Origin of the sequence: Streptomyces sp. NPDC006476 (assembly GCF_040612015.1) — a bacterium.
Classification (GTDB): domain Bacteria; phylum Actinomycetota; class Actinomycetes; order Streptomycetales; family Streptomycetaceae; genus Streptomyces; species Streptomyces griseorubiginosus_B.
Genome location: NZ_JBEXPK010000077.1, coordinates 1 through 24,679, shown reverse-complemented (window position 1 = coordinate 24,679; position 24,679 = coordinate 1). Strand labels below are relative to the sequence as shown.

Here is a 24,679-nt window from a genome sequence, read left to right as displayed (position 1 = left end):
GCTGGTTGAACCGCACCGAACTGGTGGTCAGGGCCTATGCGCTGGGCGTGCCGGCACCCGGTGCGTGGCCGCCCGGAGCGTAGGCCGTGCCCGCTCCCTCCGGTGCGCCGAAGCGGGCGAGGGTGTGCCACACCATCTTCAGGTCCTGCGGTTTGTGACGGCCGGTGCGGGCGGCGTCCCCGATGATCCGTGGATCGACGACGGCGTCCTGGGCGATCCGGACGCCCAGCTCCACGAACTCCCCTCCGCGGTAGTCCGCGTGCTCGCGCAGCTCGGCCACCGTCAGCCGGTAGCCGGGGTGCCACTCGACGGGGCAGGGCAGCAGACGGGCCGCGGCCTCGACCGGCGTGCCGCGGTAGCTCGCGTCCAGGACCAGGGCCTCCACGTGCCCGGCGAGGGTGACACCGCCGTGGACCTGGGCCTCGATGTAGTCGTTCAGGGCGTCCTGCTCGTCCGCCTCGGCCAGCGCGACGAGGGACATGCCGGCGGCCACCCCGAAGTCGGTCGGCTCGGCCGCGCTGTCGGGATAGCAGAAGGTGGCGCGGGCCAGGGCGTCGCCGGTGAGCCGGAAGTGCGAGGAGCCGAACCGCGGGGCGGCGCCGACCACTTGGCGGCGGAAGTTCAGGGCGCCGTAGACGGGCCGCTCGTGCGGGTCGGCCTCGTCGTAGGCGCCGCCGAAGATCCGGCTCTCCCAGCGCCAGCGGTCGCCGCCGGGGTGCGCGGTCAGGCCGCCGTTGCTGGTGCCGGTGACGAACTGCGAGTGGTAGGCGCCGTCCTGAGCCAGCACCCGGAGGATGGGCAGCCCGCCGATCAGCCGGTCGGGATGGAAGTTCAGCGTGATCCGCACGTCGGCACCGACGGCCGGGCCCGTCGAGCGGGAGGCGACATGGCGCAGCGCCTGCCGCGCCCGCTCGGACAGGACGTTCGTGAGTTCCACCGCCGACTCCTCCCCCCGGGCCGCCCGTCCTCGGCCGCGGATCAGAGGTCGGCCACGGCGAGCACGATCTTGCCACGGTTGTCGCGCCGCTCCAGCGATTTATGGGCCCTGCGGGCCTCGTCGAGGGGTACGACGGTCTCGACCGGGACCCGGAACGCTCCGGAGGCGACGCGTTCGGCCAGTTCGCGCAGGTCGGGACGGGGATCGTAGCCGTGGATCTGGAGGTTGGTGAGCTGGAAGCCGAGGATGGAGACGTTCTTGGGGTAGAAGTCGCGGGTGTCGATGGTGCTGGGCTCCAGGGCCACGTTGGCGAGCGCGACGACCCGGCCGCCGTGTCCGACCTCGCGCAGACTCCGCTCGAACGCCGGGCCGCCGACCGTGTCGAGAACAACATCGGCACCGCGCCCCTCGGTCAGCCGCAGCACCTCCTCGACCTCCGCCTCCCCTGAGTGGGCCGATGTGTCGACGACCTCGTGGGCGCCGAACTCCCCCGCCCAGGCGGCCTTTTCGGCCGACCCGGCGAGCGCGATGACCCGCGCGCCGGTCTCGGCGGCGATCTGCACGGCCGCGCTGCCGACCCCGCTGGCGGCGGCCTTCACCACCACCGTGTCGTCCTTGCCCGCCCGGGCGAGCCGCCGCACGCAGTACCAGGCCGACAGACAGGCGACGGGCAGCGCGGCCGCCTCGACGAGTCCCACGCCCTCGGGCAGGGCGGTGACCTGGGTGGCGGGCACGACGGCCAACTCGGCGTAGAAACCTGGGGCGTTGACGCCGTCCAGCGCCATGACCCGCTGTCCCGCCGCGAGTTCGGTCACCCCTTCCCCCACCGCCGCGACGACACCCGCCGCCTCCACGCCCGGGATCAGCGGCGGCCGGCCGGCCCGGTGGTACTTGCCCGCCCTGATCAGGGCGTCCGCACGGTTCACCCCCGCGGCCGCGACCCGCACCAGGACCTCACCGGGACCCGCCACCGGGTCGGGCACCTCGACCGGCACCAGCACCTCGGGCCCGCCGAACTCGTCGATCCGTACCGCACGCATACCGCACCTGCTTCCTGTCGCAGCCGCACATCCGACTGACACCGGTTGAAGTGGTGTCACTCTCCGACACCCGTTCAACCGGTGTCAAGAGGTTCTGCCGGCACGACGACACCTCATGAACCGGTGTACGCTCTGCTCATGACCGGCACCTCGCCCGCCGACCCGGCGCTCGCGTTCCCCTTCATCGGCGGCCGCCCCTGCCTGGACTTCGTGGCGACGCTGGGCCGACGGCACGCCACCCCGCTGGAGCGGCTCCCGGATCCGGCCGCGCTGGCCCGCTGGTTCGCCGAGGCCGGGCTGGCGGTGGGCGACGAGCCAGCGCGCGTCACCGCCCGGGAGCTGGCGGACGCCCGCGTCCTGCGCGAGGCGCTGTACCGGGTCGTACGAGCCGCGATGGCCGGGCAGCGGCAGCCCGAGGCCGCGGACGTCGAGCTGGTCAACGCGGCGGCGGCCCGACCCGACCTCGCGCCCCAGCTGGGCCCCGAGCCCTGGTCGGCGCGGCAGCCGGTCCGGGCGGCGCTGGCGACGGTGGCCCGGGATGCCGTACTCCTGGTGCGCGGTCCCCTGCTGGAGCGGGTCAAGAAGTGCGAGAATCCGGACTGTTCCCTGCTGTTCCTCGACGACTCCCAGGCGCGACGGCGCCGTTGGTGCTCCATGGAGCGGTGCGGCAACCTCGCGAAGGTGGCCGGCTACCGCTCCCGCAGCCGGGCCGCCCCCGCGCGGTGATGGCCGGCGGGTCGCGGACCATCCGGCGGCCCGCACATCCCGGGGTGCGGACACCCCCGGGCCAGGACGGGGGTTGCCCTCATGGAACCCGGGCGGTCCGGGCGGCGACCATGACTCCATGACGACTCGGCGGCACGGTGGGCCCTTCCGTACGGCGACGGCCGGTGACGATCTGCGGCTGTTCCTGCTCACGGGCATCGGGACCGTGCTCGTGACACGGTGGCTGCTGGCGCGGACCGGTTATCCGAAGCTCGGCGGCCACGGCACGGGGCTGCACATCGCGCACATGCTGTGGGGTGGACTGCTGATGGCCGCCGGACTGGTCGGGCTGCTGGTCTTCGCGGGCCGCCGGGTAAGGCTGTGGGGCGCGCTGTGCGGCGGGGTGGGATTCGGGCTGTTCATCGACGAGATCGGCAAGGTGGTCAGCAACGACGGCGGTTATCTCTACCGGCCGGCCGCCGGGTTGATCTACCTCACCTTCGCGGTCCTGGTCGTGGTGAGCCGGTGGCTGGTGCGGCCCGGCGGTCCGCAGGGTGCGCGGGCGCGGACGGTACGCGCCGCCGACGTGGCGCTCTCCGGGGTCGCGTCCGGACTGACGGACGCGCAACGCCGTTCGGCGCTACGGGCGTTGGAGGGCTCCGAGCGGCCGGTCGACCTGGCGTTGGTGCGGCTTCTGGAGTGCGTGGAGACGGCGGCGCCGAAGCGGCCAGGCGTGCGCGTGCCGGACGTCGTGCGGCGCGCCCGGAGCATCGTCGCCGCGCTGCGCGGGCACCGGGTGACGCTGTGGGTGGCGCTGACGTGGACCGTGCTGCAGGGCGCGCTGCTGCTGATCGGGGTCGGCCGGGACCTGGCCGCTGGGCAGCTGCGGCACGAGACGGAGTGGGGCGCGGTCACGGGGCTGGTGGTGTGCTCGGCCGTGATGCTGGGGCTGGCCGTCGCCGGTGCGGTGGCGCTGCCCCGTGACCGCGTGCGGGGTCTCGGACTGCTGCGGTCCTCGCTCCTGGTCGATCTGCTGGCGGGCCAGTTCTTCGACTTCGTCGTCAACCAGTTCTCGGCGGTGACGAACTGGCTGGTCGGGCTGGCCCTGCTCGCGGTGGTGTCCCGCGCGCTTCAGGAGGAAGCCGGCGTCCAGTGCGGATCGCGGCCGAGGAAGGCCAGCAGCGCCTCGGCCCTGTCGTAGTCCGGCGCGACCGTGAGGGCGGGCGCGAACACCCGGTACGCGTCACGCAGCCGATCGACGAGGTGGTCCGCGGCCGGCCAGATTCCCTCCGCCAGTTCCGCGCTCAGCGGCCGGTCCTGGCCGGTGGCGACGGCGATGTCCCAGGCGTGCACGGCCGCGTCCATCGCGGCCGCCCCGGCGGCGAGCGGCAGGGGCAGCGGCCCCAGGGGCGTCGGCACCTGGCCGGCGTCGGACGGCAACCCGGCGTAGGCGTCGGCAACCTGACGCAGCGCCTTGTCGAGTTTGCCCGCCGGGTCACCGTCGAGGGCGTCCGCGGGGTGGAAGGGGTCCAAGTCGGGCCGGTCGCCGGTGATCGCCAGGCCGTAACCCTGCTGGTCGATGCGCGCGTGGTTGAGGACCTGCCGGACCGTCCACTCGTCGCACGGCGTCGCCGCTCCCCAGGCCGACACCGGCACCCCGGCGACCACCTCGCCGAGATAGGCGTGCGCGCGTGTGAGAACCTCGAAACCCCGGGTGTCCGCCATCACCGTTCTCCCCTCTTGCCGTCCTTCGACCGTTGCCAACAATCTAGGTTTCCTTGCGGACAGTTACGGTCCGCAAGGAGCGCGGGCGCCGAGGGAAGTCAAGGAAATCCAAGGAAGCCAAGGAAAGAGGATCAGCGCCAGGTGCCAGATGTACGTACGTGGACGGCGCCGCTCGTCGAGTTCGTGAAGCGGCGCCGGGACCCCGTGGTGGTACAGACACTGCGGTCGGCCGTCGCGGCGACGGTCGCCTACGTCGTCGCCCTGCGCCTGAGTCCCGAGGCCGCACCGCTGACCGCGCCGCTCACCGCGCTGCTGGTCGTCCAGGTGACCCTGTACGCCACTCTCACCAACGGCATCCGCCGGGTCAACGCGGTCGTGGCGGGTGTCCTGGTCGCGATCGCGTTCAGCCTGCTGGTGGGCCTGACGTGGTGGAGTCTCGCGCTGCTGATCGTGGCCTCGCTCGCGGTCGGACGCCTGGTCCGCGTCGACGAGTACGTCCCCGAGGTCGCGATCAGCGCGATGCTGGTGCTCGGCGTCACCACCGTCGGCGACACCGCCTGGGCCCGGATCGTCGAGACGCTGATCGGCGCGGTTGTCGGGATGGCCTGCAATCTGCTGCTGGCGCCGCCGGTGTGGGTGGACGAGGCCGGCGAGTCGATCGAGGGGCTGGCCCGCCGCGTGCGGCGACTGATGCTGCGGATGGGTGATGAGGCCGCGGGCCGCACTCCGGTCGAGCACGCGACCGAGCGGCTGTACGAGGCACGCCGGCTCGACCACGACATCGTCGAGGTGGACGCGGCCCTCCGGCAGGCCGAGGACAGTCTGCGGCTCAACCCACGCGTGCGTGAGGGCCTGCTGCACCGGGTGGTGCTGCGCACGGGGCTGGACACGCTGGAGATCTGCACGGTCGTCCTGCGGGTGCTGGCGCGCACGCTCACCGATCTCGCCAAGCAGCGCGATCCGGAGCCGCTGTTCGCGCCGGTAGACGGGGGCCGCGGTGGAGCGGCTGCTGTCCGAGATCGCGGACGCGGTGGTCAGTTTCGCGGTCCTGGTCACCACCAGCGTGAGCGTCAGCGCCGAGTCGGCCGAGGCCCGGCTGACCGCCGAGCTGCGGCAGGCCGCGGCCACCCGGGACAAGCTCGCCCAGCTGCTCCTCGAGGAGGTGCAGCGCGACGCCCGCACCTGGCAGCTCTACGGGGCCGTGCTGACCGAGGTCAACCGGATCCTGGACGAGATGGACACCGAGCACCGCTCCCGCCGACTGCTGGAGGAGCTGGACCGCACCTCCCGTGAACAGCGCGAGCGTATGCCGCGGCTGACCCGGCTGCGGGAGAGCCTGCGTGACGGCGGGCGGCTGCGGGTGCCGGAAGTGCTGCGCCGGAACCGCGCCGAGGGCGCCCGTCGTTCTAGGTGACGTGACCGGATACGAGGGGGCGGGCGGATGAGCGGCGAGGCCGTGCGGATCGACGGGGACGTACTGCGGTTGCCGGGCGGGGCGGCGGTGCGGTTCATGCGCACGCTGCGGCTGCCCGAGACGGGCACCCATCCGCTGCCGCCCGGGCTCGGTCAGTTCCCGGTGCGCCGGATCGCCGACTACCCCGACACGGTGCCCGAGCAGTGGCGCGCGCGGGGCGGTGTGATGCTGCCGGTGTATCTGCGCGAGGCGATGTGGCTGAGCTTCTACGGCACCGCCGAGCCGGCCGCTCTGCAGGTCGGGGTGGGCAAGGTGTGCGCGGTCTCGGGCGAGCCGTGGAGCGACCGGCTGTCCCGGAACCCGCAGAACTATCTCGTGCTGCCGCGCCAGCCCTGGCTGGACGGCATCAACTCCGGCAAGGGCACGGTCCGCCAGTTCGTGGCCGTGCCGCTGGGCCTCGGGGCGACGGTCGAGGGCCAGGTCACCGGCGAGGAGGTGTGGGGCGGCGTACAGCTGCAGTCCTTCCCGCTGAGCGGGCCGAAGCTCGTCGAGTGGCGGGAGGCGGAGCGGCGCCGGGCGCGGGCGTCGCGCAGGCTGACGACGCTGGGCGGCTACGGTGCGGCGATGCCGATGGCGGCGGCACCGCCTCCCGCCCCGGGCGCGGCCCCGGCCGCCGCGGCGATGGGGCTGGGTGTCGGCGGCTCGATGCGGCAGGAGGTCTACGAGGACGACCGGCCGCTGTCGGACTGGGCCGAGGAGCCGGCGGGGCGCGTGTTCGTGCACCTGGTGACGCCGCCGGAGTGGCGCCGTATCACCGGCGAGGCGCCTCCGCCGTCGCCGGTGGACCGCGCGGCCTACACCCGTGCGGGCCTGCCCTGGTTCGACTACTACGACCAGGACGCGGCCGATCTCGCTCCGACGGACACGCTGGAGGCGGTGAAGCCGGTCGGCGACTGGCTCGGCGACGACCACGAGCCCTGGCAGCCCCCGACACCGCACCAGGTGCAGCAGTTGGGTGACGCACCGGGCAAGCCGGTGCAGGACGGCGACTGGTAGGGCACCGGTCCCGGCGACGGCGGGCGCGACGGTCGTGACCAGGCGGACACCGCCCGCCCCACCTCGGCCGACCCGGCGCCCAGGCCCCCGCTGCGCCTCCTGCAGGTGCGGCAGGGCGGAGCTCCGGGCTCCCGCACGTCCGGCTGCTCCGACAGGCAAGGCGGCTCCGACGGCCCCGCAGCTCCGGCAGCTCCGGCCAGCCAGGCAGCTGCGGAATCCCGCACGTCCGACAGCTCCGGCAGGTCAGGTGGCTCCGGCGGTCCTGCGCGTCCGGCAACTCCACCAGGCCACGCAGCTTCGGACTCCCGCGCGTCCGGCAGCTCCCAGCGCAATCTCGTAGCCCCGGCGTCCGGCAGCTCCGGCACGTCTGGCTGCTGGGACTCACCCCAGCCGGGGGTCCGGAGGGGCGGCGTGACACGGCTGCGCGCGGCGGGAGCTGTCATTGCGCCCTGCGCAACGAAGGGTGCCGGTGTTGCACGGGCCGGGGCGTCCGGGTCATGGTGGCTAGTCACGATCGGGGCGAGCGACCGGCTGAGGTGCGGGCATGGGCAGTGGGACAGGAGCGGCGGGCGGCGGCTGGAGCAGGCGCCGCTTCGTCGGCGCGCTCGCGGGAGCCGCCGCGATCACCGCACTGCCCGCGCCGGCCCCGCCCAAGGGCACCCCGGACGCCGAACCCGCGGCCGCCGCCACCACACCGCGGCCGTCGGCCAAGCCCTCCACACCCCACCCCGCGCCCCGGAAGTCCGGGCCGCGTCCCCTCTACATCGGCACCTACACCTCGGTCCAAGGCGGCGGCAGGGGTGTCGGACTCGCCACCTACGACCCCACGAGCGGCCGTGTCACCGGCGCCGGCACCCTCACCGGAGTGCCCGATCCGTCCTATCTGGCCGCGCATCCCGACGGCCGCACGCTGTACGCGGTGGACGAGCGGGACGACGGCGCCGTGACCGCCGTACGCCTCGCCGACCGCAAGGTCCTGGGCAGCCGCGCCACCGGCGGTGCCGGGCCCTGCCATCTGTCGGTGCATCCCAGCGGCCGCTGGCTGTTGAGCGCCAACTACGGTTCCGGCAGCGTGGCGGTGCACCCCATCGACGGCTCGGGCGCCCTGGGCAAGCGCGCCGACCTGGTCGTGCACTCCGATCCGAAGCCGGGTCCCGGCCAACAGGGGCCGCACGCCCACCAGTTCATCACCAGCCCCGACGGCGGCCATGTACTCGCGGTCGACCTGGGTACGGACACCGTCTACACCTACCGCCTCGACGAGCGCACGGGCAGGCTCACCGAGGTCGCGCAGGCGCACACCCGGCCCGGGGCCGGTCCGCGCCATCTCACCTTCCACCCGGGCGGCCGCCACGCCTATCTGGCCAACGAGGTCGACGACACGATCGCGGTCTGCGCCTACGACCCGTCCAGCGGGCGGCTGACCATCGGCGCACCGCAGTCCACGGGCTCCGGTCCTGGCACCAACTACCCGGCCCAGATCCTGGTGACCCGAAACGGCTCTTACGCCTTCCTCGCCAACCGCGGCGACAACACCCTGGCGCGCTATGCCGTCGAGGGGGACGGCGCGCGGCTACGGCTGCTGGGCACGGTCCCGGTGTCGGGCGACTTCCCCCGGCAGATCGCCTTCTCGCCGGACGGCGGGCTGCTGTTCGCGGCGAATCAGAAGTCCGGCACGGTCAGCGTGTTCCACGTCGACGACAACAGCGGTGAACTGCGGCTCGCGGGCGCCCCGTTCGCCTCACCGGTCGCGGTCTGTGCGCTGCCGCTGTAGGGCACGTCGGCAGGAGGCGGCGCTCGCCTGGGAGAGCAGGGCGTGCATGCGCTCGGTGAGCTGAGCGACGTCGTCGGCGGGGGTGTGGAAGGGCAGGCGTACGTCGCCGTGGGCGCGGTTGCGTTCGATGCGCAGCGTCAGCCCGTGCCGGTCGACGGCGAGGGGCTGGACGCGGACGACGCCGTGCAGACTGGCGTGGTCGACGAGGCGGGTGAGCCGTTCGACCGCATCGGGGTGGCAGTCGGCGAGGTGGGTCAGCAGATGCGCCTCGGCGAGGGCGAGCGGGTCGGGCGCCGCGGCGGCGAACTCGTCGAGGTCGACCACCACGGCGCCGGAGGGCTGCCGCAGCACGATCCGGGTGGGGCGGAAGGCCAGTCGGTCGTCGTCGGCGACGAGGCATCCCGCGAGCCAGAGCCGGGCGCGGATCCGGCTGCGCACCGGGACGGGCGCCACGTCGGCGAACTCCAGCACGGCGGACGGCTCGCCACGGGGTGCGCAGATCGCGGCCGTGAGCAGCGCGCTGCCCTCGGGCACGCTCAGCAGGACCCCGCCGTCCTCGGCCACGGTGTGCGCGCCGACGAACTCCTCGCGCCCGCCCTCGGCGGTCACCGCACAGGACCACGCGGTGGCGAGCACCGAACGGGCCCGTTCGGCCGCGGCAGGCGCGGCCGCCCAGCTCTGGCTGTCACCCATCCAAAACCCTCCTTAGGTAAGGCTTGCCTAACCTATCGAAGATCGAGGCGCACGCCAACCAATCGGGGCGCACGCCAACCAATCGGGGTGCACGCCCACCACGGGAGGGCCCGAGCAGCAGAACCTCAGGGCGCGATGACGCCCAGCAACGCCCGGGCACACAGATCACGGACCTGCTCGCGCCCCAGCTCCGAGCCGCGCAGCCACTCCAGGCAGACGGCCGTGGTGAAGGCCAGCCAGCCCCGGACCGCGAGCTGCAGATCGGGACGCGCCCCGGCGACCGGGCCGAACTCGGGGTCCGCCTCCACCGCCGCGAGAATCTGACGCTCCTGCGCGGCAAGCGCCCGTTGATAGACCCGGCGTACGGCCTGGTCCCCGGCGGCGTCGGCGCGGTGGAAGGCCCGGAAGCCGTGCGCATGGGCCTCGACGTACTCGAGATACGTCTCCAGCCCCGCCGCGAGCTGCTCGCGCACCGGGACGCCGGGCACGGCCGCCGTCATCCGCAGCATGCGCTCGCTCTCCCGCTCGACGACGGCCGCGAAGAACTCCCGCTTGGTCGGGAAGTAGTGGTAGAGCAGCCCCCGGGAGACACCGGCGATCTCGGCGACCTGCTCGATCCAGACGTCGTCGTACGGACTCTCCGAGAACAGCCGCGCCCCGACCGACAGCAGCTGCTCCCGGCGCTCACCGGTACTGAGCCGGCGGCGCGTGCGCTCGCCCTGGTTCGCGGCCATGTCCGCACTTTACTTGACGCCGGTTCAACAACGGGACCAGACTGGGCCGCGCTATTGAACCCACGTACAACGAGCTCAATCGCCGCTGGATCAAGGGAGATCGCGTCATGGCGCAGACCACGACAGGGGCGGCGCTGCCGGGCGGGTTCCGCAGTGCCGAGCAGGGCTGGCCGGCGCTGCACCGCATCCCGCATCCACCGCGCCGGCTCCCGCTGCTCGGTGACGTGCTGGGCGCCAACCGGGCCACGCCGCTCCAGGACTCCCTGCGCTTCGCCCGCCAACTGGGGCCGATCTACCGGCGCAAGGCCTTCAACCGGGAGTTCGTGTTCGTCTGGGGCGCCGATCTGGTGGCCGACCTCGCGGACGAGTCGCGGTTCGCCAAGCACGTGGGCCTCGGCGTCGCCAATCTGCGGCCCGTCGCCGGGGACGGGCTGTTCACGGCGTACAACCACGAGCCGAACTGGCAGCTGGCCCACGACGTGCTGGCCCCGGGGTTCAGCCGGGAGGCCATGGAGGCGTACCACCCGATGATGCTGGCCGTCGCCGGGCGGCTGACGGACCACTGGGACCGGGAGCGGGCGGCGGGGCGGGCGGTGGACGTGCCCGGGGACATGACCAAGCTGACGCTGGAGACCATCGCGCGGACCGGGTTCGGCCACGACTTCGGCTCCTTCGAGCGTTTCCGGCCGCACCCCTTCATCACCGCGATGGTGGGCACGCTCACCTACGCCCAGCGGCTGAACTCCGTTCCCTTCCCCGGGCTGCTCCGGCGGGCCGCGCAGCGCAACGCGGCCGACATCGCCTTCCTCAACCGCACGGTCGACGACCTGGTCCGCGCGCGGCGCGCGGCGGGCGGTGACGGCGACCTGCTGGACCGGATGCTGGAGACCGTCCACCCCGAGACGGGTGAACGTCTCTCCCCCGAGAACGTCCGCCGGCAGGTCATCACCTTCCTGGTGGCGGGCCACGAGACCACCTCGGGCGCCCTCTCCTTCGCCCTGCACTACCTCTCCCGCCACCCCGAGGTCGCCGCCCGCGCCCGCGCGGAGGTCGACCGCGTCTGGGGCGAGACCCCGACGCCCGGCTACGACCAGGTGGCCAAGCTCCGGTACGTGCGCCGGGTGCTGGACGAGTCGCTGCGGTTGTGGCCGACCGCGCCCGCGTTCGCCCGCGAGGCCGTCCAGGACACCGTGCTGGCCGGCCGGCACCCGATGCGACGGGGTGCCTGGACGCTGGTGCTCACCCCGATGCTGCACCGGGACCCCGCGGCTTGGGGCGCCGACGCCGAGCACTTCGACCCGGACCGCTTCGACCCAAAGGCGGTACGCTCCCGCCCCGCGCACACCTTCAAGCCGTTCGGCACCGGGGCGCGGGCGTGCATCGGCCGGCAGTTCGCGCTGCACGAGGCGACCCTGGTGCTGGGCCTGCTGCTGCGCCGCTACGCGTTCGTACCCGACCCGGACTACCGGCTGCGGGTGACCGAGCGGCTCACCCTGATGCCGGACGGGCTGCGGCTGCACCTGGACCGCCGCACGGTGACCGCCGGTGCGGCGACCACGGTCGAGGAGGCTCCGTCAGAGCTGCGCTGCCCAGTGCACCGGGCGGGTGACTGAGCCCGGGAGCCGGGTGCCGGCACTCCCCCGGGCCGCGTTGAGCTGGGGCTGGGTCAGGAAGAACGCACCGGTCAGATCGGCGTCGGTGAGCTCGGCGTCCCGCAGGTCGGCGCCGATCAGGTCGGCATCCCGCAGATCGGCGCCCGTGAGGTCGGCGGCTATCAGATAGGCGCCGCGCAGATTCGCCCCGCGCAGGTCGGCGCCCTTGAGGCGGGCGCCGATGAGATCGGCCCCGCGGCGGTCCTTCTTACGGCCCCGGACACCCGCCCGCGTCAGCTCGCTCGCCTCCAGCAGCAGGACGTTCACCGTCTGCCGGTGCGCGCCGACGTCCAACGCGGCCAACTGGTCCGGGGCCTGACCCGCAAGGCTCTCGGTCTCCTGCAGGAGGCGGCGCAGCTCTGCGTGGAGGGGGCGGGCGGCCGGCAGGGTGAGCGCCTCGCTGAGGTACCACAGCAGCTCGTGCAGCTGCCGTACGACCGGGAAGACGTCGAACATCAGCCGGGCGCGTTCCCGCGAGCCGGAGCGCCAGTCCTGTCCGCCGAAGGTGATCTGCGAGACCTGCTGCCCGGCGCCGAAGCAGTCGTAGACCGTGCAGCCGGTGAACCCCTTCTGCCGCAGCGTGGCGTGAATGCCGCAGCGGTGATCGCCCCGGAGGTTCGGGCAGGGTGTGCCGGCCTGTTTGTCGATCGCGAAGTCGGCGGAGGCGGCGAAGGGCAGGGCGACACAGCAGAGCCCGAAACACCGCTCGCAGTCGGCACGCAGGTCGGCGCGGCCGACGGTCTGATCTGGCATATCGCACATGTTATCGACCAGGCGGCTCCCCCGAAGGGCACCCGCCCCGGCGTCTAGGTCTGCCGTGCCGCCTCGGTGGCCTCGATCTGCTCCCGCAGCCTCGCGATCTTCTCCTTCTTCGCCTCGATCCCGCGGACGATGAGCCGCAGATGGGCCGACGACTCGGGTACGGCCGCCTCGAACTCCCTGAGCCGCCGCTGCTCCACGGCGAGTTCGGTTCTGAGCCGGGACGCGGGGTCCGCGGGCGGGGGCGGGAGGCGGCCGTTGAAGACCACGTTGTACTTGGGGCGCTCGGTCCAGACCGCCTCACGCTCGGCCGCTTCCGCGTCGTCGGGATAGCCGATCCGTATCCCTATGACCTGCGCACCCCACGGCTGCTCGCGCAGGTGCGTGCGCACCCGGGTGAGGGGAGCGACCGATATGCCGACATACAGCAGCCCCTCGAGGCCGTAGAGCCGGTACAGCGCGATCCGGCCACCGGCGTGCAGGCTGCCCTCCTCGTCGAACAGGCCCCGCAGGAACTGCGCGTCGACGTCGCCCATGACACGGCCCCCTTCGCGTGTGCACGCCGTCACGCCCCACGGTCCCACGCCGGTCCGACAGTGGACCTTCCCGGCTTCCACGACCCGGCGGAACCGAACCTCACCGATGAGTTTCCGGGCTTGTGGGGGTCCTCTCATACAACGGAAAACAAACTCGGCTACCACGGATACGAGCCCACTTCAGGCGGGAGCCAGACGGACCGAGGAGAGAGATCATGTGCAGCCACCGGCCTCCGTGTCCCAGCGCAGACAGCCCCGACCACCACACCGCCGCCGTCGTCGCGGCCCACCCGGAACAGGGGTGGAGCCTGCTGTGCAACGGGACGATCGTCTTCGACGACACCGGTGAACTCCTGCCGGACGGGCGGGTCGTGAACCCGTACCGCACTCTCGGTCGCCTGGCCGTCGCGGCCTGAGCGCTCAGTCGAGCCCGTCGCCCAGATCGAACCGGGCCAGCCCCTCGAGGGCGTTGCGGATCCCGATACCTCCCCATTGACCAGGACCATCCGCATCGAGTGCGCGAACTACTGGAAGAACAGGGCCTGTTCGGCCACGCACAGGCGCACCACCTTCGAGGCGGCGCCCCCGACCAGCGTCCCGGAGTTGGCGCGCAGCACGACGTCGGGGTCCAGGACCGCGACCAGCGCCTCGAAGTCGCCCGCCCGGGCGGCGGCCATGAACGCGTCCACGGCGTGCCGCTCCCGGCCGAGCTCGGGTTCCGCCGACGGAGTGGCGCCCCCGCCGCCGGCGCCGGCGCCGGGACGCCGGCCGCTCGGCCAGTTCCAGCGTCTCGAGGACCACCAGCAGCGCCAGCCGCAGCGAGTCGGCCTGGAGGACCTCCCGCTCCGGGTGGATCCGCGCCAGCGGCGTGATCACCGGACCGGGCACGAACGCCTCGCCCATCGGGTCCTCGCGGCGCGCGTTGCGCGTTGCGCGAGGCGAGCATGTGGAGGCAGACCCGGCCGACGAGGGTGGTCCGCCAGCCGCCACGGTGATCCAAGCACACGGCGGCCGACGCCTCCTCCCAGCGGCACAATGGCTGCGGTGAGGAGGTGTGGCGGTGGCCGAGCGGATGATCGACGCGCGCGGTGTCTCCCTGTGCACCGAGTCCTTCGGTGACCGGTCGGATCCGCCGGTGCTGCTCGTCATGGGGACCGGAGCCTCGATGCTGTGGTGGGACGAGCGGTTCTGCCGGATGCTCGCCGAGGGCGGACGGTTCGTGATCCGGTACGACCATCGCGACACCGGCCGGTCGGTCACCTACGAACCGGGCCGCCCCGGATACACCGGTGCGGATCTGGTGCGCGACGCCGTGGGGGTTCTGGACGCCTACGGGATCGAGGCCGCCCATCTGGTGGGGGTCTCGGCCGGAGGGGCATTGGCGCAGCTGACGGCGCTCGACCATGCGTCTCGCGTTCTCTCGCTCGTCCTCATCAGCACCTCCCGGGCGGTGCGCGGAGGTCCCGAACTGCCCCCGCCCAGCGAGGAGTTCATGCGCTTCGTGTCGTCCGCGCAGGTCGACTGGGAGCAGCGGGCCTCGGTGGTCGACCACCTGGTCGAGTACGCACGATTGCTCGCGGGAGGGCGGCGTCCGTTCGACGAGGCCGCCGTCCGGGACCTCGTCCCCCGTGACGTCGAGCGTGCGCGTGACTTCGCCGCCGTGCGCAACCACGACCTGCTGGCCGAGGGCGAGTCCTCACGTCGGCCGCTGTCTTCGATCGCGGTGCCCACGCTGGTGATCCACGGAACCGCGGATCCGCTGTTCCCCCTCGCCCATGGCGAGGCGCTCGCCGAGGAGATTCCCGGCGCGCGGCTGCTGGCTCTCAAGGACGCCGGGCACGGGGTCGACCGAGCCGACTGGGAGACGATCGTCTCCGCGGTCATCGCGCACACCGCGACCGACGAACGGCGTTGAGCACGTTCTGCGCGGTCACGGGGCGCACGGGTGCGTTGGGCCGGCTTGGTGTCATGCCTCGTCGCGCGTGAGGGCGAGCAGCCGGTCCAGGACGCGGGGGCCGCCCGCGCGGACGCCGTCATGCTCGAACTCGTTCGTCACCCAGGTGCGCAGACCCCGGATCGTCCGGGCCGTCTCCAGGGCGTGGGCCGTGTCGACGTACATGTCGTCGTGGTAGACGGCCGCCGCGGCCGGGACGTCGTTGGCGGCGAGGCGGGCGGGGTCGTACAGCGGCGGCCAGTCGGTGCGGGCGGCGAGGAGTTCGGCCGTTTCACGCAGGGGCCGCAGTGCCGGGTCGCAGTCGAACATCCAGGGGTGGATCGATTCGCCGGTGAAGAGCAGCGGGGTGTCGCCGGCCAGCGTCTTGGGGGCGTCGAACTGCGGGAACTCGGCCCGTACGCGCTCCGCCGACCAGGCGGTGGGGCGCTCGTCCTGGCCGTAGCATGCCTCGTGGACGAGGGCGTACAGGGGGTGGCTCGCGAACGACAGGCTGCCCTGCACCTCCTCCTGGAAGGCGTCGGAGAGGGCCATACCCTGTGGGGTGCGGACGAAGGCGTGTTCGAGGAGGTGGTGGAGGCGGTGGCTGCCCTCGCTGCCGCCGAGCATGATGCCGAGGGACTGGAAGGCCTCGACCGTGAGGCGGTAGCCGTTCGGCAGCGTGACCTCGTGGGTGAGCAGGTGGTCGGCGATACGGCGGGCGCGCTCGATGTCCTGCGGGTAGCGGGCGTAGTGGGCGGCGACCTTGCGTTCGATGCGCGGGTAGGCGGCCCGGTACACGTCGTCGGCGTGGGCGTCGAGGGAGGGCAGACCGCCGGTGATCACGGCGGCGGCCAGACCCTCGGGGGCGCTGGAGAGGTAGGTGACCGAGCAGAAGCCGCCGAAGCTCTGGCCGAGGACCGTCCAGGGGGCGCCGCCGGTGACCTGCGGGCGGATGGCCTCGCAGTCGCGGACGATCGCGTCGGCGCGGAAGTGGGCGAGGTAGTCCGCCTGCTCGGCGGGGCCCCCGCGCAGCGGGAGGGTCTGGCGGTTGGCGGGCGTGGAGTGGCCGGTGCCGCGCTGGTCGAGCAGGAGGACCCGGTACTCCTTCAGGGCCCGCCCGAGCCAGGCCGGCTTCCCGACGAAACGATTCGCCCCGAATCCGGGTCCGCCCTGCAGATAGACCAGCCAGGGCAGGTCCTGCCGTTCCTTCTCTCCCGCGACGACCTCACGGGCGTACAGCTCGATGGACTCCCCCGCCGGGTCGTCGTGGTCGAGGGGCACGGTGAAGTGGCGGTCGGTGAGGACGACGCCGGGCTGGCGGTACGTGGCGCTCAACTGATCTCCAGGGACGGACGGACTTCCGGTCGCGTCCCACTTCACCACAAGTTCGTCCGTCGGCCGACCCCGGGGATCATGAAATCCTACTGAACGGGCGATCAGCGGGCCGAGAGACTCGAACGCCGTACGACCAGCTCCGGCTGGAGGACGACACGCCGGTGCTCGTGCCGCCTGCCCCCGCCCTCCGCCTCCGTCTCCTCCAGCAGCAGATCCGCCGCCAGGGCGCCCATGGTGACGGCGGGCTGGCGTACAGAGGTGAGCGGGACGGCGGCGGCGGCCGCGAACTCGATGTCGTCGTAGCCGACGATGGCGAGGTCGTCCGGGACGGTGATGCCGGCCGCGTACATGGCCTGCAGTACGCCGAGGGCGAGCAGGTCGTTGGCGCAGAAGACGGCGCTGGGGCGGTCGGCGAGGCCGAGCAGACGGGCGCCGGCGTCCCGGCCCGCGGCCACGTCCAGCCGCTCGGTGGGCAGCTCGCGCAGGCACTCGGGGCCGAGGCCCGCCTCGGCGAGCGCGTTCAGGGCGCCCGTGCGGCGGTCGCGGACCTGGTTGAGGCCGGGCGGACCGCTGACGTACGCGATGGAGCGGTGCCCGGCGTCGATCAGATGGCGCACGGCGAGCGCACCGCCCGCCACGTCGTCGACGGAGACCGAGCACTCGGTCGTCCCCTCGGCCACCCGGTCGACGAGGACGAAGGGGATGTTGTGCCGGCGGAACGTCTCGATGTTGCGGCCGGTCGCGTCGGCGGGGGTGAGCAGTACGCCCCGCACCCGCTGCTCGGCGAAGAGCGAGAGGTACTCCGCCTCCTCGCCGGCGCTCTGCGCGCTGTTGCAGACCATCACGCCGAGCCCGGCGTCGCGCGCGGCGCGCTCGGCCCCGCGCGCCACGTCGACGAAGAACGGGTTGCCCATGTCGAGCACGAGCAGCCCCATGATCCGGCTGCGGCCCGCGCGCAACTGGCGCGCGGACTCGCTGCGGACGTACCCGAGCCGGTCTATCGCGGACTGCACCCGTGCCCGGGTCTCCGTCGCGACCGTGTCCGGACGGTTGATGACGTTGGACACCGTGCCGACGGAGACTCCGGCGGCACGGGCGACGTCCTTGATACCCACCGACTGGGCCATCAGGCAGGGACCTCCAGAGGAACGCGGGACGGCGGGAAGACGACCTTCACATTACCGTCATCGCCCCGCACATCGGCGCCGGTCACGCGGGCAGTGCGAAGTCGACGACATGCAGCGCCGACGGGGTCGTGCCGCTCGACTTCTCCTGGTACATGAACGACAGGACGTTGTCGTACCTCACCCGCAGCTCGTCGATGACGACCTCGCCGAAGGCGTTGAGATCACCGCCGTCGTACAGCAGTGTCCAGTCGGTGTACCCGGACGCCTTCGATGCGGCGGCGATCCGGCCGTACGGGAAGACGGCGTAGGCGTTGTCGTACTGGTCCAGGACCAGCTTGGTGCGCTGGCTGGAGTTCAGGGCGAGGGGGATCTCCGTCTTCTGCCAGGTGCCCGATGCGTTCTTGCGGACGTGGAAGGCGCGGCCGTTGGCGGTGCGGTCGGCGACGTAGTTCGTGGTGCACTGGCCGAAGCGGCCGGGGACGTAGCTGATGATCGCGTGCGGGAGGCCCGTGGAGTCCGTCCACTGGCTCTCCTGGTTCATCAGGGAGTGGTCGGGGTTGAGGGAGTCGACGACCAGTCCGGAGTCCGTGACGGCGACGGTGTCCGCGGTGCCGGTGGTGGCGACCAGGCCGCCCGCGTCGTTGCGCCAGGTGCGGCCACGGTCGGTGGAGTAGACGTAACCCGTGTCGTGGTTGGTGATGCCGCCGCTGTTGCACATCACGGCCGCGTTCTGCTCACGCCAGGTGAAGAAGGAGTGCAGTCGGCCGTTGACGTCGTAGTCGATGCCGTGCAGATACATGTTGCGGGCCGTCGAGGAGCCGTGCGAGCTGGTGTACGTGCCCGTGGAACTGGACCACTCCCCCAGCGCCGTCCAGCTCGAACCGTCGTACTCGGCAAGGGCGTTGCGGCCGTTGCCGGAGATGCCGACCCGGTAGCTGAGCTGGAGCCTGCCCTCGGGGGTGGAGACGAACTGCGGGTAGGTGAACTGCGAGGTCAGGGCGAGGCCGTCCAGGGACGTCTGGACGGAGCCGAAGACCGACGAAGTCCAGCCGGTGGTACCGGGGTTGTCCAGCAGCCCGGCGACCGACTTCACGTAGAAGTAGCCGTCGCTGTGCGAGTCCATGTTCAGGTGCAGCCGACCGTCGACCTTGGAGACGCCCATGGAGATGACGTTGTGGGAGTCACTGGTCTTCAGGACGTGGGAAAGGGTGACGGTCGACCAGCTGCTCGCGCCGAGGGCGCGCCGGCCGACCACGGCGTTGCCCGTCGAGGTGTACCAGGTGGCGTACTGGTAACCCTTGTAGGTCAACAGGCCGTTCTTCTGGAACGAGTTGTTGTTGACCAGACCGTCGTAGGAGACGAAGAAGACCGCCTGGGAGTCGAGTTGGGTGGTGCTCTTCCTGCTGACTGAGGGGCCGGGATCGGCGGCCCGTGCGATGCCCGGTGTTGCCACGGCCGCCAGTATGGCGGTGGCGAGCACGGTGCGTCTTCTCATGAGCGGCTCCAGCGAGGGGCGGGGACGATCGGCGCGGCGGTCAGGCGAGGTGGAACACTTCCGTGAGCGGTTTCATGGCCTCGTCGGGCCGGGCGCCGTCCAGCGACTCGAAGAACGGCGCCATCTCCGCCTGCCAGCGGGCGTTGACCTCGGTGGCCTCCATGCCGGCCTGGGCGGCGGCGAAGTCCTCGGTCTCCACATAGCCCACGAGCAGGCCGTCGTCGCGCAGGAAGAGGGAGTAGTTGTGCCAGCCGGTGGCGGAGAGCGCCTCGATCATCTCCGGCCACACGGCGGCATGGCGTTCGCGGTACTCGGCGAGCCGGTCCTCGCGGACCTTGAGGAGGAAACAGACGCGCTGCATGAAGTACCAGCTCCCGAACGGGCCGAAGGGGCCTAGAAGTTGAACTGGTCGATGTTCTTCGCGGTGAACACGGTCGGCTTGCCGAGCGTGATCACGCCGTCCTTGCCGATGGTGTACGTGGTCGAGCCGGCCTTGAACGTCTCGCCCTCCTTGCCGGTGATCTGACCGGAGGCCAGCGCCACGGCGGTGCGGGCGGCGAGGTCGCCGAGCTTCGCCGGGTCCCACAGCTCGAAGCCCTCGACAGTGCCGTTCTTGACGTAGTTGCGCATGTCGTTGGGGGTGCCGAGGCCGGTGAGCTTGACCTTGCCCTTGTACTTGGAACCGGAGAGGTACTGGGCGGCGGCCTTGATGCCGACGGTGGTCGGGGAGATGATCCCCTTCAGGTTGGGGTACTGCTGCAGCAGGCCCTGGGTCTGCTGGAAGGACTGCTGGGCGTCGTCGTTGCCGTAGGCGATCTTGACCAGCTTGATGTTCTTGTACTTGGGGTCCGCCAGCTCCTTCTTCATGAAGTCGATCCACACGTTCTGGTTGGTCGCGGTCTGCGCGGCCGACAGGATCGCGATCTCGCCCTTGTAGCCGATCTGCTGGGCCAGCAGCTGCACCTCGGTACGGCCGAGGTCCTCGGCGGAGGCCTGCGAGACGAAGGCGTTGCGGCAGTCCGGCTTGGTGTCGGAGTCGTAGGTGACGACCTTGATGCCGTTGCTCATGGCCTGCTTCAACGCGGTGCACAGGGCGCCCGGGTCCTGCGCGGACACGGCCATCGCGTTCACCTGCTGCTGGGTGAGCGTGTTGACGTAGGAGACCTGCCCGGAGGTGTCGGTGGCGCTGGAGGGGCCGACCTCCTTGTACTTGCCGCCGAGTTCGGTCAGCGCCTTCTCGCCGCCCTTGTCGGCGGAGGTGAAGTACGGGTTGTTGACCTGCTTGGGCAGGAACCCGACCGTCAGCCCCTTCTTCAGCGCGGCATCCGGGTCGGCCTTGGCGGTGGAGGTGGCCGCCTTGTCGTCACTCTTGGAGTTGTTCTTGGTGGTCCCCCCGCAAGCGGTCAGGGCGAGAGCGAGGGAGGTTCCGGCGGCGAGCGCCGCGCAGGCACGACGAAGGGATGACTTACGCATGGATGGGAGTCCTTCTGATAAGAGGGTGAGCGAGACGCGCCCCTTCAGGGGCGCGGGGAACTGCGCGACCAGCCACAACAGGCCCGCAGCTGACAACCGGTCTAACCAGCGGAACGTGCCGCCCTCGCGATGGAAACCTGCCGTGCGACACGAGGACCGAGCACGGACACGACCAGCAACACACCCGTGACGACGATCTGCGACTGCGCGGACACATTCAGCAGGCTCATCACGTTCTGCAACGCCCCGAGCAGGAAGACACCGGCGATCGCACCGCCCAGCGTCCCCTTGCCCCCGTCGAAGTCGATGCCGCCGAGCAACACGGCGGCGACGACAGACAGTTCAAGACCCGTGGCGTTGTCGTACCGCGCACTGGCGTAGTGCAGCGCCCAGAAGATCCCGGTGAGGGACGCCATCAGCCCCGTCACCGTGAACAGGATCAGCTTGTGGCGCTTGACCCGGATCCCGGCGAACCGCGCCGCCTCCTCGCTCGCCCCGATGGCGAACAGCGACCGCCCGAACGGCGTGGCGTGCAGGACGACCACGGCGATGACGAGCAGTACGAGGAAGGGCAGGAAGGCCTGCGGGAGGAACGAGTTCCCGAGCCGTCCGGCCGCGAAGTTCAGGTACTGGGAGGGGAAGTCGGTCACCGCGTCGGAGCCGAGCACGATCTGTGCGATGCCCCGGTAGGCGGCGAGGGTGCCGATGGTGACGGCGAGGGAGGGCAGCCCGAGCCGGGTCACCAGCAGGCCGTTGACCAGCCCGCAGACCACGCCCAGCAGCAGGCACAGCGGGATGATCGTCTCGATCGCCATGCCCTCGTTCCACAGCTTGCCCATCACCGCGCCGGACAGGCCGGCCGTGGAGGCGACGGACAGGTCGATCTCACCGGAGACGACCAGCAGCGTCATGGGCAGGGCGATCAGCGCGATCGGCAGGGTGTTGCCGATCAGGAAGGACAGGTTCAGGGCGTTCCCGAAGCCGTCCACCGTGCCGAACGACAGCAGCAACAGCACGACCAGGAGGGCGCCGACGACCGTGTCCCAGCGGACCGCGCGCGTGAGGGAGTCAGGCATGGCGGGCGTTCCCCTTCTGCAGGGCCGTCTTCTTCGCGGCCGACTTCTTCAGCGCGGAGGCCACGCGCAGGGCGACGATCCGGTCGACCGATATGGCGAGGATGAGCAGGATGCCGTTGATGGCGAGCACCCACACCGAGCTGACACCGAGAGCGGGCAGCACGCTGTTGATGGAGGTCAGCAGTAGGGCACCGAGCGCGGCGCCGTACACGCTGCCGGAGCCGCCGGTGAAGACGACACCCCCGACCACGACCGCGCTGACGACGGTGAGTTCGTAACCGGTTCCGGTTCCGGAGTCGACGTTGCCGAAGCGGGCCAGGTACATGGCGCCCGCGAGGCCGGCGAGTGCGCCGCAGAAGGTGTACGCGGCGAGGATCCGCTTGCGGACCGGGATGCCGGCCAGCCGCGCCGCCTCCGGGTTGGAGCCGAGCGCGTACAACTCCCGTCCGCTGCCGAAGTGCTTGAGGTAGTACGCCGTGGCCACCAGCACCGCCAGCGCGATGAGCGCCAGCCACGGCACCGCGGAGATGCCGCCGGAGCCGAAGTCCACGAATCCGCCCGGCAGGTCGGCCGCCGTGATCTGGCGGGAGCCGACCCAGATGGAGTCGATGCCGCGGATGATGTAGAGCGTGCCCAGGGTGACGACGAGGGCCGGGACCTGGCCGAGGCTGACGAGCAGACCGTTGAGCAGGCCGAAGCCGATGCCCAGCAGCACCGCCAGGACCACGGCGACGACCGCGTTCCCGCCGCCGTGGAGGTAGTCGCCGGCGGCGAAGGCGGCGATGCCCAGGGTGGAGCCGACGGACAGGTCGACGTTCCTCGTGATCACTACCAGGGACTGGCCGGTGGCGACGAGGACCAGGATGGTCGCGTTCAGCAGCAGGTCCTTGATGCCCTGTTCGGACAGGAAGTCGCTGTTGCCGATCTGGGTGACGACGATCATCACCAGGAAGACGACCAGGATGGCGAGTTCGCGCATCTTGAACACGCGGTCGACGAGCCGGGTGCCGCTGGACCTGGGCACCTCGGCGACGGGGGTTTCGCTGGGAGTGGTCACCGTCATGCGGCGGCCCTCCCGGTGGCTGCGGCCATCACGGTTTCCTCGGTGGCTTCGGCGCGTGGGATCTCGGCGGCGAGGCGGCCCTCGCGCATCACGAGCACGCGGTCGGCCATGCCGAGGATCTCGGGCAGGTCGGAGGAGATCATCAGGACGGCCACACCGTCGGCGGCCAGCTCGCTGAGCAGCCGGTGCACCTCGGCCTTGGTGCCGACGTCGATGCCTCGGGTGGGCTCGTCGACGATCAGCACCTTCGGCCCGGTGGCGAGCCACTTGGCGAGGACGACCTTCTGCTGGTTGCCGCCGGACAGGGTGTTGACCGTGTCGGCGATCCGGGCGTACTTCACCTGGAGCTTGACCGCCCAGTCGAGGGAGCGGCTGCGCTCGGCGCCCCGGTCCATCAGGCCGGCCCTGACGGTCGTACGGAGGCCGGTGAGGCCGATGTTGCGCTCGATGGACATGTCCATCACCAGGCCCTGGGCCCGCCGGTCCTCGGGGACGAGGGCGAGGCCCGCGGCCATCGCGGTGGAGGGGGCGCCGTTGGTGAGCTTGCGCCCCTCGACCTCGACCTCGCCGGCGTCCCAGCGGTCGATGCCGAAGACGGCGCGCGCCACCTCGGTGCGACCGGCGCCGACGAGTCCGGCGAGACCGACGATCTCTCCGTGGCGCACCTCGAAGGAGACGTCGGTGAAGACGCCCTCCCGGGTCAACCGCCGGACGCTCAGGGCGACTTGACCGGGCTTGACGTCCTGCTTGGGGTAGAGCTCGTCGAGGTCGCGGCCGACCATGCGGCGCACCAGGTCGTCCTCGGTCATGCCCTCGATCGGCTCGCTGGAGATCCAGGCGCCGTCGCGCAGGGTGGTGACCCGCTGGCAGATCTCGAAGATCTCCTCCAGCCGGTGCGAGATGAACAGCACCGCGGCGCCCTGTTCGCGCAGGGTGCGCACGACACCGAAGAGCCGGGCGACCTCGCTCCCGGTGAGGGCGGCCGTCGGTTCGTCCATGATCAGGACGCGGGCGTCGAAGGAGAGTGCCTTGGCGATCTCGACGATCTGCTGGTCGGCGATGGACAGGCCGCGCGCCGGGCGGTCGGGGTCGAGTTCGACCCCGAGGCGCTGCATCAGCGCCAGGGTCGCCGCGTGCGTGGCCTTGTGGTCGATCCGGCCGAGGGCGCGCCGGGGCTGGCGGCCCATGAAGATGTTCTCGGCGATCGAAAGGTCGGGAAAGAGCGTGGGCTCCTGGTAGATCACGGCGATGCCGGCGTCGCGGGCGTCACCGGGGCCGTGGAAGACGACGGGCTCACCGTCGAGCAGTACCCGGCCGGCGTCCGGCCGGTGCACCCCGGCGAGGGTCTTGATCAGGGTGGACTTGCCCGCACCGTTCTCACCGGCGAGGGCGTGCACCTCGCCGGGGAACAGTTCCAGGGACACGTCCCGCAGGGCACGCACGGCGCCGAAGGACTTCGAGATGTCCTCGAGCGCCAGCACCGGGGCCGGACCCGCGTCGGACGGGTGGGTCATGAGGGGCTCCTCGACGACGCCCCGGGTGACCCTCGGGAGGTCCTCACGGCGTCGTGAAAGGTTTCAACTTGATTGCCGGGACGTTAGGCGCGGCGAGCTTGTCACGTCAATGGGTGGGCCCCGAAAATATTTCGAGAAGCCTTCGAGGGCCAGAGGTCACGGTCAGGCCACGGGCAACAGGGTGTGCGCGAACGCTTGACACCCCGCACAACCGACCTAAGCTTCCCCTCCTGAATCGATTCATACTGAAGCCTTCCGACCCGACGTCACAGGAGCCCTCAAGTGACCGAGCTCGCCGCGGTGAAGTCCGCGCTCAAGACCCAGGCAGTCGAGACACCGTCGTGGGCGTACGGGAACTCGGGGACCCGGTTCAAGGTGTTCGCCCAGCGGGGAGTTCCCCGTACACCGCAGGAGAAGCTGGCCGACGCCGCGCAGGTGCACGCGCACACCGGTGTCGCGCCGACGGTGGCCCTGCACATTCCGTGGGACAAGGTCGACGACTACGGCGCGCTGGCGAAGTACGCCGAGGACCACGGTCTGAGGCTGGGGGCGATCAATTCCAACACCTTCCAGGACGACGACTACAAGCTCGGCAGCATCTGCCACCCCGACCCGGCCGTACGCCGCAAAGCGGTCGA

Annotated in this window: 23 protein-coding genes and 2 pseudogenes; 9 read left to right on the top strand and 16 right to left on the bottom strand. The window is 71.6% G+C overall.

The annotated features are described in order from the left end of the window. Positions 1–34: 34 nt before the first annotated feature. Both ABZZ74_RS44250 and ABZZ74_RS44245 read right to left on the bottom strand, forming a co-directional pair. Entirely contained in the window at positions 35–937 is a 903-nt protein-coding gene (locus ABZZ74_RS44250; RefSeq protein WP_356949798.1) for a DUF3626 domain-containing protein, read from the bottom strand. Positions 938–978: 41 nt separating this feature from the next. Then, complete coding sequence (locus ABZZ74_RS44245; protein WP_356949797.1) at positions 979–1,977, bottom strand: zinc-binding alcohol dehydrogenase family protein; 999 nt, start codon at positions 1,975–1,977, stop codon at positions 979–981. Between the two features lie 138 nt (positions 1,978–2,115). On the opposite strand from ABZZ74_RS44245, the gene ABZZ74_RS44240 reads away from it, so the two are divergent. Together ABZZ74_RS44240 and ABZZ74_RS44235 are read left to right on the top strand one after the other, a co-directional pair. Continuing rightward, the gene (locus ABZZ74_RS44240) at positions 2,116–2,703 is read left to right on the top strand and encodes an ABATE domain-containing protein (RefSeq protein ID WP_356949796.1); all 588 of its coding nucleotides are present in this window, start codon (positions 2,116–2,118) and stop codon (positions 2,701–2,703) included. A gap of 118 nt (positions 2,704–2,821) precedes the next feature. Then, the gene (locus ABZZ74_RS44235; protein ID WP_356949795.1) at positions 2,822–3,883 is read left to right on the top strand and encodes a hypothetical protein; all 1,062 of its coding nucleotides are present in this window, start codon (positions 2,822–2,824) and stop codon (positions 3,881–3,883) included. Here the strand turns inward: ABZZ74_RS44235 and ABZZ74_RS44230 are convergent. Then, a complete protein-coding gene (locus ABZZ74_RS44230; RefSeq protein ID WP_356949794.1) occupies positions 3,814–4,407 on the bottom strand; it encodes a TIGR03086 family metal-binding protein in 594 nt (197 codons plus the stop codon). The genes ABZZ74_RS44235 and ABZZ74_RS44230 overlap by 70 nt on opposite strands. Before the next feature lie 141 nt (positions 4,408–4,548). Here ABZZ74_RS44230 and ABZZ74_RS44225 point away from each other — a divergent pair. The 3 genes and pseudogenes from ABZZ74_RS44225 (at position 4,549) to ABZZ74_RS44215 (ending at position 8,651) form a co-directional block, all read left to right on the top strand. Next, positions 4,549–5,821: pseudogene (locus ABZZ74_RS44225) on the top strand (FUSC family protein). Between the two features lie 27 nt (positions 5,822–5,848). Then, positions 5,849–6,877 (top strand): hypothetical protein, encoded by a 1,029-nt coding sequence (locus ABZZ74_RS44220; protein ID WP_356949793.1) that lies wholly within the window; start codon positions 5,849–5,851, stop codon positions 6,875–6,877. Between the two features lie 544 nt (positions 6,878–7,421). Continuing rightward, positions 7,422–8,651: a lactonase family protein gene (locus ABZZ74_RS44215; RefSeq protein ID WP_356949792.1), complete on the top strand. Its 1,230-nt coding sequence runs from the start codon at positions 7,422–7,424 to the stop codon at positions 8,649–8,651. On the opposite strand, the gene ABZZ74_RS44210 is transcribed toward ABZZ74_RS44215, so the two are convergent. Further along, positions 8,619–9,344 (bottom strand): DUF2470 domain-containing protein, encoded by a 726-nt coding sequence (locus tag ABZZ74_RS44210; protein WP_356949791.1) that lies wholly within the window; start codon positions 9,342–9,344, stop codon positions 8,619–8,621. The genes ABZZ74_RS44215 and ABZZ74_RS44210 overlap by 33 nt on opposite strands. Positions 9,345–9,469: 125 nt before the next feature. After that, positions 9,470–10,078 (bottom strand): TetR/AcrR family transcriptional regulator, encoded by a 609-nt coding sequence (locus tag ABZZ74_RS44205; RefSeq protein WP_356949790.1) that lies wholly within the window; start codon positions 10,076–10,078, stop codon positions 9,470–9,472. A 107-nt stretch (positions 10,079–10,185) separates the two neighbouring features. Between ABZZ74_RS44205 and ABZZ74_RS44200 the strand changes: the two genes are divergently transcribed. Then, entirely contained in the window at positions 10,186–11,691 is a 1,506-nt protein-coding gene (locus ABZZ74_RS44200) for a cytochrome P450 (protein WP_356949789.1), read from the top strand. Here the strand turns inward: ABZZ74_RS44200 and ABZZ74_RS44195 are convergent. Both ABZZ74_RS44195 and ABZZ74_RS44190 read right to left on the bottom strand, forming a co-directional pair. After that, a complete protein-coding gene (locus ABZZ74_RS44195; RefSeq protein WP_356949788.1) occupies positions 11,653–12,483 on the bottom strand; it encodes a pentapeptide repeat-containing protein in 831 nt (276 codons plus the stop codon). The genes ABZZ74_RS44200 and ABZZ74_RS44195 overlap by 39 nt on opposite strands. 53 nt (positions 12,484–12,536) lie before the next feature. After that, entirely contained in the window at positions 12,537–13,025 is a 489-nt protein-coding gene (locus ABZZ74_RS44190; RefSeq protein ID WP_356949787.1) for a GIY-YIG nuclease family protein, read from the bottom strand. Positions 13,026–13,240: 215 nt separating this feature from the next. Here ABZZ74_RS44190 and ABZZ74_RS44185 point away from each other — a divergent pair, with 215 nt between their 5' ends. Beyond that, positions 13,241–13,441, top strand: coding sequence for a DUF5999 family protein (locus ABZZ74_RS44185; protein ID WP_356949786.1), 201 nt, complete (start codon positions 13,241–13,243; stop codon positions 13,439–13,441). Between the two features lie 108 nt (positions 13,442–13,549). Here the strand turns inward: ABZZ74_RS44185 and ABZZ74_RS44180 are convergent, their stop codons facing one another. Continuing rightward, positions 13,550–13,714, bottom strand: coding sequence for a hypothetical protein (locus ABZZ74_RS44180; protein WP_356949785.1), 165 nt, complete (start codon positions 13,712–13,714; stop codon positions 13,550–13,552). A gap of 371 nt (positions 13,715–14,085) precedes the next feature. Between ABZZ74_RS44180 and ABZZ74_RS44175 the strand changes: the two genes are divergently transcribed. Further along, positions 14,086–14,940 (top strand): alpha/beta fold hydrolase, encoded by an 855-nt coding sequence (locus tag ABZZ74_RS44175; protein ID WP_356949784.1) that lies wholly within the window; start codon positions 14,086–14,088, stop codon positions 14,938–14,940. Between the two features lie 51 nt (positions 14,941–14,991). Here the strand turns inward: ABZZ74_RS44175 and ABZZ74_RS44170 are convergent, their stop codons facing one another. The 8 genes from ABZZ74_RS44170 to ABZZ74_RS44135 all read right to left on the bottom strand — a co-directional run bounded on the left by ABZZ74_RS44170 (position 14,992) and on the right by ABZZ74_RS44135 (position 24,041). After that, complete coding sequence (locus tag ABZZ74_RS44170) at positions 14,992–16,293, bottom strand: alpha/beta fold hydrolase (RefSeq protein ID WP_356949783.1); 1,302 nt, start codon at positions 16,291–16,293, stop codon at positions 14,992–14,994. A 101-nt stretch (positions 16,294–16,394) separates the two neighbouring features. After that, entirely contained in the window at positions 16,395–17,420 is a 1,026-nt protein-coding gene (locus tag ABZZ74_RS44165) for a LacI family DNA-binding transcriptional regulator (protein ID WP_356949782.1), read from the bottom strand. Positions 17,421–17,502: 82 nt separating this feature from the next. Next, entirely contained in the window at positions 17,503–18,915 is a 1,413-nt protein-coding gene (locus ABZZ74_RS44160; RefSeq protein WP_356949781.1) for a BNR repeat-containing protein, read from the bottom strand. Between the two features lie 40 nt (positions 18,916–18,955). Beyond that, positions 18,956–19,276, bottom strand: a complete 321-nt coding sequence (locus ABZZ74_RS44155) for an L-rhamnose mutarotase (protein ID WP_356949780.1) — start codon at positions 19,274–19,276, stop codon at positions 18,956–18,958. A gap of 32 nt (positions 19,277–19,308) precedes the next feature. Next, on the bottom strand, positions 19,309–20,388 hold the full coding sequence (rhaS, locus tag ABZZ74_RS44150; RefSeq protein WP_356949779.1) for a rhamnose ABC transporter substrate-binding protein: 1,080 nt from the start codon (positions 20,386–20,388) through the stop codon (positions 19,309–19,311). A gap of 101 nt (positions 20,389–20,489) precedes the next feature. Further along, positions 20,490–21,464: an ABC transporter permease gene (locus tag ABZZ74_RS44145; RefSeq protein ID WP_356949778.1), complete on the bottom strand. Its 975-nt coding sequence runs from the start codon at positions 21,462–21,464 to the stop codon at positions 20,490–20,492. Beyond that, the gene (locus tag ABZZ74_RS44140; protein ID WP_356949777.1) at positions 21,457–22,527 is read right to left on the bottom strand and encodes an ABC transporter permease; all 1,071 of its coding nucleotides are present in this window, start codon (positions 22,525–22,527) and stop codon (positions 21,457–21,459) included. Before ABZZ74_RS44140 ends, ABZZ74_RS44145 begins: the two co-directional genes overlap by 8 nt. Beyond that, positions 22,524–24,041, bottom strand: coding sequence for a sugar ABC transporter ATP-binding protein (locus ABZZ74_RS44135; RefSeq protein ID WP_356949776.1), 1,518 nt, complete (start codon positions 24,039–24,041; stop codon positions 22,524–22,526). Before ABZZ74_RS44135 ends, ABZZ74_RS44140 begins: the two co-directional genes overlap by 4 nt. A 282-nt stretch (positions 24,042–24,323) precedes the next feature. Here ABZZ74_RS44135 and ABZZ74_RS44130 point away from each other — a divergent pair. Continuing rightward, positions 24,324–24,679 (top strand): annotated as a pseudogene (locus ABZZ74_RS44130) (rhamnose isomerase); the annotation flags it as partial.